This is a genomic window from Nocardia mexicana NBRC 108244 (assembly GCF_001613165.1).
GTDB lineage: Bacteria > Actinomycetota > Actinomycetes > Mycobacteriales > Mycobacteriaceae > Nocardia > Nocardia mexicana.
Map to the genome: position 1 here is coordinate 109,679 of NZ_BDBV01000044.1, position 12,519 is coordinate 122,197.

The 12,519-nt window shown below is 68.1% G+C and carries 10 protein-coding genes, 1 tRNA gene and 1 pseudogene; 9 read left to right on the forward strand and 3 right to left on the reverse strand.

Annotation, left to right across the window (positions count from 1 at the left end):
* Window positions 1-8: 8 nt before the first annotated feature.
* Both NM1_RS17535 and NM1_RS43560 read left to right on the forward strand, forming a co-directional pair.
* Window positions 9-935, forward strand: coding sequence for an NADP-dependent oxidoreductase (locus NM1_RS17535; RefSeq protein ID WP_068020805.1), 927 nt, complete (start codon window positions 9-11; stop codon window positions 933-935).
* A 218-nt stretch (window positions 936-1,153) separates the two neighbouring features.
* The gene (locus NM1_RS43560) at window positions 1,154-1,687 is read left to right on the forward strand and encodes a hypothetical protein (RefSeq protein ID WP_211339353.1); all 534 of its coding nucleotides are present in this window, start codon (window positions 1,154-1,156) and stop codon (window positions 1,685-1,687) included.
* 232 nt (window positions 1,688-1,919) lie between these two features.
* Here the strand turns inward: NM1_RS43560 and NM1_RS17545 are convergent.
* Window positions 1,920-1,992: transfer RNA gene (locus NM1_RS17545), tRNA-Ala, on the reverse strand.
* Window positions 1,993-2,166: 174 nt separating this feature from the next.
* Here NM1_RS17545 and NM1_RS17550 point away from each other — a divergent pair.
* Window positions 2,167-3,891: an N-acyl-D-amino-acid deacylase family protein gene (locus tag NM1_RS17550; protein ID WP_068020808.1), complete on the forward strand. Its 1,725-nt coding sequence runs from the start codon at window positions 2,167-2,169 to the stop codon at window positions 3,889-3,891.
* 2 nt (window positions 3,892-3,893) lie between these two features.
* Here NM1_RS17550 and NM1_RS17555 read toward each other — a convergent pair whose 3' ends face one another.
* On the reverse strand, window positions 3,894-4,376 hold the full coding sequence (locus tag NM1_RS17555; RefSeq protein ID WP_068020810.1) for a nucleoside deaminase: 483 nt from the start codon (window positions 4,374-4,376) through the stop codon (window positions 3,894-3,896).
* A gap of 161 nt (window positions 4,377-4,537) precedes the next feature.
* Here NM1_RS17555 and NM1_RS44035 point away from each other — a divergent pair.
* Together NM1_RS44035 and NM1_RS44040 are read left to right on the forward strand one after the other, a co-directional pair.
* A pseudogene (locus NM1_RS44035) lies at window positions 4,538-5,947 on the forward strand (MFS transporter); the annotation flags it as partial.
* 177 nt (window positions 5,948-6,124) lie between these two features.
* Window positions 6,125-6,949: an MSCRAMM family protein gene (locus NM1_RS44040; protein ID WP_246011015.1), complete on the forward strand. Its 825-nt coding sequence runs from the start codon at window positions 6,125-6,127 to the stop codon at window positions 6,947-6,949.
* A gap of 62 nt (window positions 6,950-7,011) precedes the next feature.
* Here the strand turns inward: NM1_RS44040 and NM1_RS17565 are convergent, their stop codons facing one another.
* Window positions 7,012-7,722: a uracil-DNA glycosylase gene (locus tag NM1_RS17565; RefSeq protein WP_068020814.1), complete on the reverse strand. Its 711-nt coding sequence runs from the start codon at window positions 7,720-7,722 to the stop codon at window positions 7,012-7,014.
* Window positions 7,723-7,999: 277 nt separating this feature from the next.
* On the opposite strand from NM1_RS17565, the gene NM1_RS17570 reads away from it, so the two are divergent.
* From NM1_RS17570 to NM1_RS17585, 4 genes are all read left to right on the forward strand, one after another.
* Window positions 8,000-8,446, forward strand: coding sequence for a GyrI-like domain-containing protein (locus NM1_RS17570; RefSeq protein ID WP_068020817.1), 447 nt, complete (start codon window positions 8,000-8,002; stop codon window positions 8,444-8,446).
* Window positions 8,443-8,877, forward strand: a complete 435-nt coding sequence (locus NM1_RS17575) for an effector binding domain-containing protein (RefSeq protein ID WP_068020819.1) — start codon at window positions 8,443-8,445, stop codon at window positions 8,875-8,877. Before NM1_RS17570 ends, NM1_RS17575 begins: the two co-directional genes overlap by 4 nt.
* 685 nt (window positions 8,878-9,562) lie before the next feature.
* The gene (locus tag NM1_RS17580; protein ID WP_068020930.1) at window positions 9,563-11,461 is read left to right on the forward strand and encodes a putative bifunctional diguanylate cyclase/phosphodiesterase; all 1,899 of its coding nucleotides are present in this window, start codon (window positions 9,563-9,565) and stop codon (window positions 11,459-11,461) included.
* A 58-nt stretch (window positions 11,462-11,519) separates the two neighbouring features.
* Window positions 11,520-12,488 carry a GAF domain-containing protein gene (locus NM1_RS17585; RefSeq protein ID WP_068020820.1) on the forward strand — a complete coding sequence of 323 codons (969 nt, stop codon included), beginning with the start codon at window positions 11,520-11,522 and terminating at the stop codon, window positions 12,486-12,488.
* Window positions 12,489-12,519: the final 31 nt, after the last annotated feature.

Below are 12,519 nucleotides of genomic sequence, written 5' to 3' on the forward strand. Positions count from 1 at the left end.
GTTGAAAGATGCGAGTAATCACCCAGCACACACTCGGAGGGCCGGAGGTCCTCACCATCGCCGAAGTGCCCCCGCCCCGGCCCCTGCCGACCGAGGTCCTCGTCCGGGTCGAGGCGATCGGGCTGAACCCGCTCGAACCGCGTCTGCGCGCCGGTGAGTTCCCGCTGCTCGGCAGGCCGCCGTTCATCCTCGGCTGGGATATCAGCGGCGTGGTCGAGACGGCGCAGACGTGGCGGTTGCGGCCCGGTGACGAGGTGTTCGGGATGCCGCTGTTCCCGCGTGCCGCCAACGCGTACGCCGAACTGGTGGCGGCACCGGCTCTGCACCTGGTGCGCAAGCCCGCATCGCTCTCGCACGTCGAGGCGGCGGCGTTGCCGGTCGTCGGGCTGACCGCGTGGCAGGGCCTGGTCGATCTCGGCGGCGTGCGCGAGGGCACCCGCGTCCTGATCCACGCCGGTGGTGGCGGGGTCGGTCACGTCGCGATCCAGATCGCGAAATCACTGGGCGCACACGTGATCACCACCGTCAGTGCGAGCAAGCGGGAGTTCGTCGAGGAACTCGGTGCCGACGAGGTCATCGATTACACGGCGGTCGACTTCGCCGAAGTCGTCGGCGACATCGATGTGGCGCTCGACACGCTCGGCGGCGATACCGCCGCACGTTCACTCGACGTGCTCCGACCAGGGGGACACCTCGTGACCGCGGTCGCCGACGAGGATACGGAGCTCATCGCGAAGTTCGACGCGGCGGGCAAGCGATTCAGCGGCGTCGCGGTCGACCCCGATCCGGCCGCCCTGCAAGGGCTCGTCGACCTCGTCGACCACGGCAAGCTCCGAGTCCACGTCCAGGCGACCTTCCCGTTCGAGCGGATCGCCGACGCACACCGGCTGATCGAGAGCGGCCACCTCCAGGGCAAGGTCGTCCTCACCGTCTGATCCCCACGGTAATTATTGTTGGCGCTCATGATATTCCGTGATATCGCCCAACCCGATTGGCTGCCAATGGGTTTGGTGTATTGCGGCGCGGAGCTGGTTGCAACGTTGAAGCTCCAATGGACCGAGAGTCCCGGTTAATGCGTGGTGGCCGCTGCAGCGGTGGGCTTTGCTGGCAGGTAGTTTGACCCGGACTTGCCTGGGGGAGAGACAGTGGAGGCATGACGATACCGATCGAGACTGCTACCCGCTGGGGCAAGCTCGGAGTTCGCGGCGTCCGCCGGGATCGCCCGGACATCGGCAAGATTGCGGAGGTGCTTGTCGAGCTGGCGCGAGAACAGCTGGGCGACAGGCGAAGTCGTTGTGAAAACCGCACTGGCAGCGGTGGCGGGAGTTCACCATCGCCGTCTCTGTCTGCCCATCGGTCTCCGCCGAGTCGGAAGCGGCGACTCGGTCAGGACCAAGTTCGGATGCTGGTGCGCGACTATGTGGCTGGTGCTACGACCTCCGAGCTGGGCGACCGGTTCGGGGTCGATCGCCGTACCGTCAGTGCCATCCTGCATCGGCACGATGTGCCGATGCGTCGCCGTGGTTTGTCTGCGGACCAGATCGATGAGGCGATCCGCCTCTACGGTCTCGGTTGGTCCTTGGCACGGGTCGGAAGACATCTTGCCGTCGATTCGACCACGGTGTTGAACCGTCTGCGCGAGCGTGGCGTCCGCACCCGCGACACGCACGGGCGGACTCGGTCCTGACATCGATCCATGAGGACCAGGTGAGGCCGCATTCGTGGCGAGCACGGCTTGCGGTCGTGGTATCGACAGTGTGCCTACGACGGAATCAACACCGATGACCACACACCTTGCGGCGCTTACTAGAACACGAAAAATGGCTCTGACCAGGTGGCATGCGGTACTCGCGCGGAGGTGGTCTCAAGCCTGGAATGCGGAAAAAGCCCTGATCAAGGGCGGTTTCCGGGTCAACTTGTGGAGCTAAGGGGAATCGAACCCCTGACCTTCTCGATGCGAACGAGACGCGCTACCAACTGCGCCATAGCCCCGTGTGACTCGTTGCCGAACCACGCTGGAGAACTTTAGCAGGTGGGTGGCTGTGGTTCCGAATCGGCTGGTGGGGGTGGTGTGGCCGGGGTGGGGTGGATTGAGGGGTAGTCGAGGTGGGGGTGGGTTCGATACAGTGATGTATCGAAAAGTCGGGGAGTGTGCGGAGGTCTCGCATGGCCGGATATGACGTCGTCGTACGCGGGGGAACGGTCTACGACGGGACGGGGGCGCCGCCGGTCAGGGCCGACGTCGGGATCAGGGCTGGAATGGTCGCGGCGATCGGCATCGACCTCGGCGAGGGCGCGCGGACGATCGACGCGGCCGGTAAGTGGGTGACGCCGGGGCTGATCGACGTGCACACCCACTACGACGCCGAGGTGCTGTTCGCGCCGGGGCTGGGGGAGTCGGCCCGGCACGGCGTCACCTCCGTCGTATTCGGCAACTGCTCGCTGTCCACGGTCTACTCCGAGGCCGAGGACTGCGCGGATATGTTCGCGCGGGTGGAGGCGCTGCCGTGGGATGTGGTGCACGCTGCGGTGAAGGAGCATCGGGACTGGCGGGATCCGAAAAGCTATGTCGCGGCGCTGGAATCGCGGCCGCTCGGGGTGAATGTGGCCGCGTTCCTGGGGCATTCGGATATCCGGGTGGCGGCCATGGGCCTGGCCCGGGCCTCCGACGGCAAGGCGCAGGCTACGCGGGCCGAGCGGCGGCAGATGGCGCAGATGCTCACCGAGGCATTGGACGCGGGCTTCGTGGGACTGTCCACGATCCGCAGCTCCTTCTCCAAGCTCGAGGGGAAGCGCTATCCGGGTCGGCAACTGCCGTCCACCTACGCCTCCTGGTCGGAGTATCGGGAGCTCAACGACCTACTGCGGGAACGCAATCGGATTCACCAGAGCACGCCGAACCTCACCAGCAGGCTGGAGATGGCGCACTTCTTCCTGCAGAGCGCGCGCCGTCGCGGCAAGCCGTTGAAGACCACGCTGATCTCCGCCGCCGACATCAAGGCCGACCGCGCCGTGGTGCGGCTGGCCACAACCGTTGCGGCGCTGGCGAACCGGGCACTGGGCGCCGAATTCCGCTGGCAGCATCTGCCGGTCCCGTTCGAGGTCTACGCCGACGGTGTCGATCTCGTGGTGTTCGAGGAGTTCGGCTCCGGCGTGGCCGCGCTCAATATCCGAGACCTGTTGCAGCGCCACGAATTTCTCGACGACCCGGAGTTCCGCCGCGCATTCCGCAAGGATATGGCCAAGAAGTTCGGCTCCCGCGTGTGGCATCGCGACCTGCACGACGCCGAGATCGTCGCCTGCCCGGACGGCTCGGTGATCGGCCGCTCCTTCGGCGAGATCGCCGACGAGCGTGGGATATTGCCGCCCGACGCGCTGCTGGACCTGGTGGTGCAGCACGGCTCGCAGCTGCGCTGGCACACCACCATCGCCAACGACCGCGACGCCGAGTTGAATCGGCTGGCGCGCTCGCCGCACGTGCAGATGGGGTTCGCGGATTCCGGTGCGCACCTACGTAATATGGCCTTCTACAACATGGGCGTCCGGTTCCTCGAGCGCGTGCACCGCGACGGATTCCTGCCCGTCGAACGGGCCGTGCACCGGCTCACCGGCGAACTGGCGCAGTGGTACGGCCTGGACACCGGCCGCATCGCCCCCGGCGCCCGCGCCGACATCGCGATCTTCGACCCGGCCGGATTCGACGGCTCCAGCGCGGCCTATCGCGAGGCGCCGATGCCGGGCGCACCCGGCGTGCAGCGCATGGTCAACCGCAACGACGGCGCGGTGACGGCAACGATCGTGAACGGGGTACCGGTCTACGAAAAGGGTGAATTCGCAGACGGTTTCGGCGAAACCCTGCGAGCGGGCACCTTCTTGCGCGCCGTCGGATAAGGCTACCGCGGTCTCGGCCGCGCATGCCGCCGGTGGAGTTCGCGCACACGCTCGGCGAGTTCGTCGTCCGGCCCGTCGACGGGGAGGCCGGGTGCGATCTCGGTGATCGGCAGCGGCCGGACCGGGCCGGCCGGCAGGCCGAGTTCGGCGCGCCAGCCGGTCAGCTGGGCGGTCGAGCTGGCGTAGACGATGCGGCCGAGGCCCGCCCAGGCGTGCGCTGCCGAGCACATCGGGCAGTGCTCGCCGGAGGTGTAGACGGTCGCGCGAGCGCGCCGATCCGCGGGGAGATGGGTGGCCGCCCAGCGCGCCAGCTCGAACTCGGGGTGCCGGGTGTGGTCGCCGCCGCCGACCTGGTTGACCGCCTCGGCGACGACCGCGCCGTCGTCGACCAGGATCGAGCCGAACGGCTCGTTGCCACGCTCGAGGGTCTGCTCCGCGAGTTCGACGCAACGTGCGAGGTAGGCGCGGTCGGCAGCATCGATCATGAGCGCAATCCTACGAGCGGTCGGCACCAGCGCCGAGGCCCGTCCGCGCCCGCTGCCCGCAGGACTGGCACACGTGGCATGAGAGGTCTGTCACTCCCACTGCCGCCGAGATGTGTACGATGCACATCGCATGTAGTGTGCATAATGCACACGAAGCGGCAATGAGGGAGAAGACCGGCGTGCAGAAGACCGAAGCCAAGCGTCCGGCCGCGATCCTGGCGGTGATGGCGTTCGCCGGGATCGTCGCGTCGTTGACGCAGACCCTGGTGGTGCCGCTGCTCGGGCAGATGCCGCAGTTGCTGCACACCAGCGCGTCCAACGCCACCTGGGTGGTGACCGCGAGCCTGCTGGCCGGTGCCGTGACCACGCCGGTGGCGGGGCGACTCGGCGATCTGATCGGCAAGCGCAAGGTGCTGCTGGCGTCGATCGTGCCGCTGGTCGTCGGTTCGGTGATCTGCGCCGTGGCGACGTCGCTGTGGCCGATGGTCATCGGGCGTGTGCTGCAGGGGATGTGCGTGGGCCTGATCCCCGTCGGCATCGCGGCGCTGCGCGATCTGCTGCCGCCGGAGCGGCTCGGGTCGGGTATCGCGCTGATCAGCTCGTCGCTGGGAATCGGCGGTGCGCTCGGCCTGCCGCTGGCCGCCGCCGTCATCGAATACAGCAGCTGGCGGGTGCTGTTCTGGGGTGTCGCCGTACTCGCCGCGCTGGTGGGTCTGCTGATCTTCGCCGTCATCCCCGCGACCCCGCCCAGCGGTGCCGGAGGGCGCTTCGATGTGCTCGGTGCGCTCGGCCTCGGTGCCGGGCTGGTCTGTCTGCTGCTTGCGGTGTCCAAGGGAGCGACCTGGGGGTGGACCAGCGGCCTCACCATCGGCTTGTTCGTCGCCGCCGTCGTGGTGCTGCTGCTGTGGGGCTGGTGGGAGCTGCGGCTGCGCGATCCGCTGGTCGATCTGCGGGTGACGGCGCGGCCGCAGGTGCTGCTGACCAATGCCGCGTCGATCGTGGTCGGAATGGCCATGTACGCGCAGTCGCTGATCGTGCCGCAACTGTTGCAGCTGCCGGAGTCCACCGGGTACGGCCTGGGTCAGTCGATGATGGCGATGGGGCTGTGGATGGCGCCCGCCGGTCTGATGATGATGGCGGTGTCCCCGATCGGCGCCAAGCTGTCGGCGCTGAGCGGGCCCAAGGTCACCCTGATCGTCGGGTGTGTCGTCATCGCCGGCGGTTACGGCTCGTCGATCGGCCTGATGAGCACCACCTGGGGACTGCTGGTGGTCACCCTCATCATCAATGTCGGTGTCGGATTCGCCTACGGCGCCATGCCCGCCCTGGTGATGGGGGCGGTGCCGCAGTCGGAAACGGCGGCGGCCAACAGCTTCAACACGCTGATGCGCTCGATCGGAACGTCGACGGCCGCGGCGGTGATCGGCGCGGTACTGGCGCAGTTGAGCACGACGCTCGGCGGTCATTCCATCCCGACCGAGAACGGTTTCCGGGTCGGCCTGCTGATCGGCTGCGGCGTGGCCGCCCTCGGCGCGGTGGTCGCGGTCTTCATCCCCGGGCGGCGGGCCGCCGCGACGCACACCCCCCGTCATGCGGCCGATACCGACCGCGCGCCGGAGCCGGATGATGCTGCCGTGCAGTCCATTCCGGCACAGACATTGGTGAGCAGCCCCGCGGAGCGGTCGATGCCGGTGGTGGCGGCCGCGGGCGCGAACGGCACGGCGCGCAACGGTTCCGGTGAACCCTCGATGGCGGGCGGGCCGGTCCTGCACGGCCGGGTGCACGATACCCGGGGCGCGGCGGTCACCGGTGCGACACTGACGTTGATCTCACCCTCCGGGCAGCAGCTGGGCAGGGCGCTGTCGCGGTCCGACGGATACTACGAACTGGCCGCACCGACATCCGGGTCCTACGTGCTCATCGCCTCCGCCGAGGGCCGCCGCCCCGACGCGTCGACGGTCTCACTCGGTGACCGCCCGGTGTCCTGCGATGTCACCCTGTCCGCGATGGCCGGGCTGGCGGGCACGGTGACGCGGGCCGGTGATCGGACTCCGGTCCCGAACGCACACGTGTCGGCGCTCGATCTGCGCGGCGAGGTATTGGCTTCCGCGGAAACCGATCTCGACGGCCGGTTCGGGGTCGACGAGTTGCCGGAGGGCGAGTTCACGGTCGCGGTCAGCGCATTCGGATTTCATCCGACGGCCGTTCCCGTGCGGGTCTCGGGCAGCGACACCACCCGGATCGAGGTGGCGTTGCGGCCGGGTGTGCGGCTGCGCGGCGTGGTGCGGGCGGCCGACGGGCGACCCGTGGCGGATGCCTATGTGACGCTGGCGGATTCGCTGGGCAATGTGGTCGACACCCTCACCACGGGATCCGACGGCACCTACGGCTTCGGCAACCTCGACGAGGGCAGCTACACGGTGGTCGCCAGCGGCTACGCCCCGGTGACCACGCGAGTGAGCGTCCGCGGCGGAGACGTCGGCTCCGTCGATATGGAGCTGAGTCATGAATCGTCGACGCTGCCGGTGGTGAGTGTCGTCGACCGCAACGGCTTCCCGGAAGACCGGCGATAACCTCGGTCGCAGTGGGTTCCGGCCGAGAGCGCGCCGGAACGACGGCGAGTGCCGTTGCGCAGCTACAGCCCGGCGGCCGACTTCGCCTGGGACAGCACCGCTTCGAGCATGGCCGGGGTGAGTCTGCCGGTGAAGGTGTTCTGCTGGCTGACGTGGTAGGAGCCGAACAGTTCCAGCGGGTTCCGGTCGTCGCGGGCCGGGGCGATCGAATATCGCACCCCGTGACCGAATTTCGGGCGCGGTCGCGGCACCTCCCACCCCGCCTCGGTCAGCGCGGGCATGAGCGCCTGCCAGCCCCACCCGCCGAGCACCACGATCGAGCGCACGGTGGGCGCGAGCAGTCCCAGTTCGGTGATCAGCCAGTGTCGGCACCGATCGCGTTCGTCCGGGGTCGGCTTGTTGTCCGGCGGCGCGCAGTGGACGGGCGCGGTGACCCGCGCGCCGAGCAGTTCGAATCCGTCGCCGCGGTGGGTGGCGGTCGGCTGATTGGCCAGGCCGACCTCGTACATGGCGGCATAGAGCACATCGCCGCTGCGGTCTCCGGTGAACATCCGCCCGGTCCGGTTCCCGCCGTGCGCCGCGGGCGCCAGCCCGACGACCAGCAGCCGGGCATCGGCGGGCCCATACCCTGTCACGGGGCGGCCCCAGTAGGTCTCGTCGCGGAAGGACGCGCGTTTCTCTCGCGCCACGCGCTCGCGCCAGGCCACCAGCCGCGGGCAGGCGCGGCAGTCGGCGAGCGCCGCGTCCATCGCGGCCAGATTCCGGTACACCATCCGGGCGGACCTCCAGATCTACGATGTATGGATAACTACGAGTTTGCATTGCTGCGGTCGGCTGCCGGGCCGATTGCGCCCGGCCGCCACGGAAACCGCCTTGACCACGCCCGGAGGACCGCGACACGGCGTCCGGCCGGGTCATGCCGGGCGGCGAAGTCGTGTCGCCGATCTCTCACGGGGTGGGTTGATAGCATGACGTTCCTGGCCGGACGGTATGCGCGGCAGCCACCGCGTTGCGCGCAGCCCACGCGATCACCTCGAGAGAGTTTCTTCCATGCAGTTTGAGATCGTCGAGCGGGACGAGACGTGGGTCGCCGGGCTCCCGGTGCGGAGTCCCAAACGCCCGCTCGGAGAGCTGCGTGACCACGATCTGGAGGCGGCCTGGGCCACGGTCCTGCACCAGGACCTCGGCGGTCCGCTGGCGTCGGCGTACACCGACTTCTCGCACGAGCTGAACACCTTCAACACCCAGATCGTCGGTTACGAGTGCAAGTCGTTCGACGAGGTCACCCGCGGTCACATCATCGCGCGGCTACCGCGCGGTCCCTACGCGCGATTCTCCTCGGTGGGCAACTTCCCCCAGATCATGACCGATCTATGGACCCAGATCGCCTACGCCGAGGAACACAAGCAGATCAAACGGACCTACACGGGGGACTTCGAGTGCTATCCGCACGCCTACAAGATCGATCTGTACCTGGCGGTCGAGGTGCAGGCATGACCTATTCGATCGTGGTGCGCGAGGCGGGGATCTACGGCGGCCTGGTGGTGCCGCGGGTGCGCCCGAGTTTCAAGGTGAGCAACAGCGAGCTGATCGAGTTCCTGCGCGATCGGCTGCGCGACCGCGACGGCGCCGACCACCCGCTGTACACGGTGTACGTGCCCGACCCGTCCGGCAATTACAACGTGCTGGTCAGCTACGACTACCCGGCCGTCGACGCGGTGCCGGTCGGCGATGTGCTGATCCGGGTCCCCAAGGGCGTGTACGCCCGCTTCGAGCCCAACGGCGACTATCACGACCCGGTCGAGGACGTCTGGGCGCAGGTCGACGACGCGACGGCCTCGGCCGAGATCACCCGGGCCTACCGTGAGGAGATCGAGATCTGGCGCGGATCGGCCGAGGTGGAGCTGCTCATCTCCATCCTCGTTTAGGTAGCCGTTCAGTAGCTACTCTGGTACCAACCGGTCTTTAGATTCTGTCCGGTTATCAACCTACTCCCTCTGACCTGGGCAGATTTCGAACCGTCCGCTCAGGTTTCGGAAGATTTGCCGGACGTCTGGTCAATTCCGGTCGGATGACGGATACTGCCTAGGCGGCCACACCCCGGATACCGGACACGGTCCGGCCGGTGCGGGGAGGGCCGGATGGTCGCGCGGCACCGCGCAGCAAACGGAGTAGGAACTGTATGACTGTCCCAGCGAGCGCGGTCGGCCCGACGACAGCCGCGGATGCGAGCGCGCACGAGAGTCTTCGGAGTGTGCCGATTCGGTGGGATACTCGGACTTACGAGGCAAATGCTGCGAAGTTGCGAGATGCACTGTTACGTGCCGAGCCGGATGCGCCCGGGACGGAAGCCCGTTGCTGGTATGCGGTGTTTGCCGACGCGCGGAGAGCAAGGATGCTGCGCCGGTATGGAAATTGAGATCGACTACTTGCGGCGCTCCCGCGAACTCGCCGCGATTTCATCGGAATCCGCCTATACACTAGCGTCACTTCAGGGCGGATTCATCGACCTGCTGGGGGTGCCGGTACGACACAGTAAGGCGTTGGTACTTAGTCCGAGTCACGAGCCGGGTGCGACTGTCGGCGACGGATGGCTTCCGGCCCATGACGCGGATGCCCGCGGATAGCACGATCGGAGACAAGGTGCCTCGGCGAACGCTCGACTCACTGGTGACTCAGGTTGCCGCGGAGTTGATGGGTGTCGACGCCACGACGATGGTGGCGGCGACCGAACGCGTGCTGGCCAAGCTGGTCGAGTACTTCGACGTCGACTTCAGTTTCGTCCGTCATACCGACCGGGAGCGGCGCGCGACGGTGCTGGTGGCCGAATGGCCGCGGCGCCCGTCCGTTCCCGATCCGGACCCGCTCGAGGTCGTCTACTTCGATCAGGCCGACTCCGTCTTCCGCGCGATGGAGTACGCGACCGAGCCGATGATCGTCCGCCCCACACCGGAATTCGCCGACTACCAGGAGACGATCCGGAAGTCGTCGGGCATCTCCGGGGTCACCTCGGCGACCGTGCCGCTGATGTCTCGCGGCGAGCCGACCGGTCTGCTCGGCTTCATGAAGCTGAGCGACCGGGAGTGGAGCACCCGGGAAATCAACGTGCTCAAGGCGATTGCGGCACTGCTGGGGCAATTGCAGGCCCGCGTGGTCGCCGAGGAGCGGCTGCGCTACATCGCCCTGCACGACGATCTCACCGGCCTGGCGAATCGGCGCGCCCTGCTCGAGCACATGGAGGAGCGGCTGCGCCCGGGCAGCCCCGGGCCGGTGGCCGCGTTCTTCCTCGATCTCGATCGTTTGAAGGCGCTCAACGATTTTCTCGGTCATACCGCCGGAGACAATTTCATTCGGACCCTTTCCATTCGGCTGCAGGAGCATCTCGACCCGAACGATATGATCGCCCGCCTCGGCGGTGACGAGTTCGTGATCGTGCCCGCCAAACCGATGGATGCGGTGGCCGCGGAATTGGAAGCCACCCGGATTCACCAATTGATCATCAGGCGTGTCTCCGTCGGCGGGGAATCCGTCAGCCGCGGTGCGAGTGTCGGTGTGGCATTGGGGATTCCGGGTGAGACGACGGTCGCCGATGTGTTGCGGAGAGCCGATCACGCACTGCTGTCGGCGAAATCCGGTGGTGGCGACGGGGTTGCTGTCTTCACCGATGCCATGCGCGCGCAATTCGAATTGCAGGACGATGTCGAGCTGAACCTGCGCGGCGCGGTGTCCGACGGTTCGCTGCTGCTGCACTATCAGCCGGAGGTCGACCTGCGCACGGGCCGCATCGTCGCGCTGGAGGCGCTGGTGCGCTGGCAGCACCCGACGCGCGGGCTGCTGCCGCCGGGCGCGTTCGTCGGGGTGGCCGAGGCGACGAATCTGGCGGGCGAGCTCGGCCGCTGGGTGATCCGGTCGGCCTGCGCCCAGTTCGCGGAGTGGCGGCGGCGCGGGCTGGCCTCGAATGTGGTGATCCGGATCAACGTGTCGCCGGTGCAACTGGTCAGCCTCGACTTCGTGGAGCGCGTCGAAGATGAGCTGCGCCGCTTCGGAATCGACGGCAGCTCGGTATGCCTGGAGATCACCGAGCACGTGGTGGTGCAGGATCTCGCGCGGACCCAGGTCACGCTGCGCGGGCTCAAGCGGATGGGCGTGCAGATCGCCATCGACGATTTCGGGACGGGCTACAGTTCGCTGTCGCATCTGAAGGCGCTGCCGGTGGACGCGGTCAAGATCGATCGTGGTTTCGTGCAGCGGCTGGGGGTCAGCACCGACGATCTCGCCATCGTGAAATCCATTGTCGGCCTGGCCGGTTCGTTCGGGCTCGGCGTCGTGGGCGAGGGTGTGGAGACAGCCGTCGCGGCCCGCACGCTGGTCGGCCTGGGCTGCTACCGGGCACAGGGCTTCCTGATCGCCCGGCCGATGCCGGGCGACGAGGTCGAGACCCACCTGACGCTGGGGCGGATCCCGCTCGACCTCGAGCTACCCAGGGTGTCCCGGGGCGCCAACCGGATCTGACCGCGGCACCGCCGGGGCTGCCGACCCGGCCCGTGGGGGTTCTGCCATGCTTTCCGCCATGACCGGCAACGACTGGCTCCTGGTGGAGACGCTCGGCTCGGAGCCGACGGTCGTCGCCGACGGCCGCCGGGCCCGGGAGTGGACGAGCGTGTCCCGGTCGCGGCGCACGGTCGGCCCGAAGGCCGCCGATCTGATGACCACGCTCGTCGATCGCCTCCGACACGGTTCGGATCCGGAGGTCCGGATCGCCGCCGATGGGCTGTGTGGGGTGGTCCTTCCGGTCCGCTGTGCGTTCGGCTCCGTGCACGGCGTGCAGCTGTGGGTAGGGGAGTCCGGCGACCGCCCGCCGCCGCGACCGGCGGTGGCGGCCTGGGACTGGATGTCGGAAACCGAACTGGCACACCACGGTCCGGGCCTGGAGGAGCTGGTCTTCGGCAGGGCGCCGCAGGACGTCCGGGCGGTGCGGACGCCGCCGGAGGTATTCGGCCGGATGGTGCGTTTCGACGGCCGGATGGAGTACATGGCGATCGTCGCGGGGACCGATCCCACGGGTTTCTGGCAGGGCGAGGCGGACTTTCGCGGTGACGACGGGCGGGTACGGGTCATCCGCATGGTGGTGCGCGTGCACCGCGGCGAGAAGCACGTGACGCGGGCGCTGGTCTACGAGGCCACCGATACCAGCTCACAGCCCGCCGCGGACCTGGCGATGACCCGTGCCGTCGCACGGGCCGCCGGTGTCGGCGTCGGCTTCGTGGAACTCGTGATGGGGCTCGTCTACGAGTGGACCAACGAGCCGCCGCCCCCGCTGCAGCGCTGGCTGACCGAGCGGCCGCAACTGCATCCCGACGACGTGGCGGCCTACCGCGAGGCATGCCGGGAGGTTTCGTCGGCCGGGCGCATTCGTGAGCTGGTCTACAGGATACGTTTCAGCGGCACCGACTGGATCGCGGTGCAGGCGGAACTGTCGCGGCTGGGCGACGAGCCCGCGGCGGGCCTGATTCGCGTCGCCCCCGCGTCGCCCGATTAGCCGATCCTTCCGCTCCCGTTCACGCTCTGTT

Bases quoted from the DNA above. Each gene is read 5' to 3' on its own strand.
- NM1_RS17535 (WP_068020805.1), top strand. From the start codon at position 9: ATGCGAGTAATCACCCAGCACACACTCGGAGGGCCGGAGGTCCTCACC.
- NM1_RS44040 (WP_246011015.1), top strand. From the start codon at position 6,125: ATGGCGGGCGGGCCGGTCCTGCACGGCCGGGTGCACGATACCCGGGGC.
- NM1_RS17585 (WP_068020820.1), top strand. From the start codon at position 11,520: ATGACCGGCAACGACTGGCTCCTGGTGGAGACGCTCGGCTCGGAGCCG.
- NM1_RS43560 (WP_211339353.1), top strand. From the start codon at position 1,154: ATGACGATACCGATCGAGACTGCTACCCGCTGGGGCAAGCTCGGAGTT.
- NM1_RS17550 (WP_068020808.1), top strand. From the start codon at position 2,167: ATGGCCGGATATGACGTCGTCGTACGCGGGGGAACGGTCTACGACGGG.
- NM1_RS17555 (WP_068020810.1), bottom strand. From the start codon at position 4,376: ATGATCGATGCTGCCGACCGCGCCTACCTCGCACGTTGCGTCGAACTC.
- NM1_RS17565 (WP_068020814.1), bottom strand. From the start codon at position 7,722: ATGGTGTACCGGAATCTGGCCGCGATGGACGCGGCGCTCGCCGACTGC.
- NM1_RS17575 (WP_068020819.1), top strand. From the start codon at position 8,443: ATGACCTATTCGATCGTGGTGCGCGAGGCGGGGATCTACGGCGGCCTG.
- NM1_RS17570 (WP_068020817.1), top strand. From the start codon at position 8,000: ATGCAGTTTGAGATCGTCGAGCGGGACGAGACGTGGGTCGCCGGGCTC.
- NM1_RS17580 (WP_068020930.1), top strand. From the start codon at position 9,563: ATGCCCGCGGATAGCACGATCGGAGACAAGGTGCCTCGGCGAACGCTC.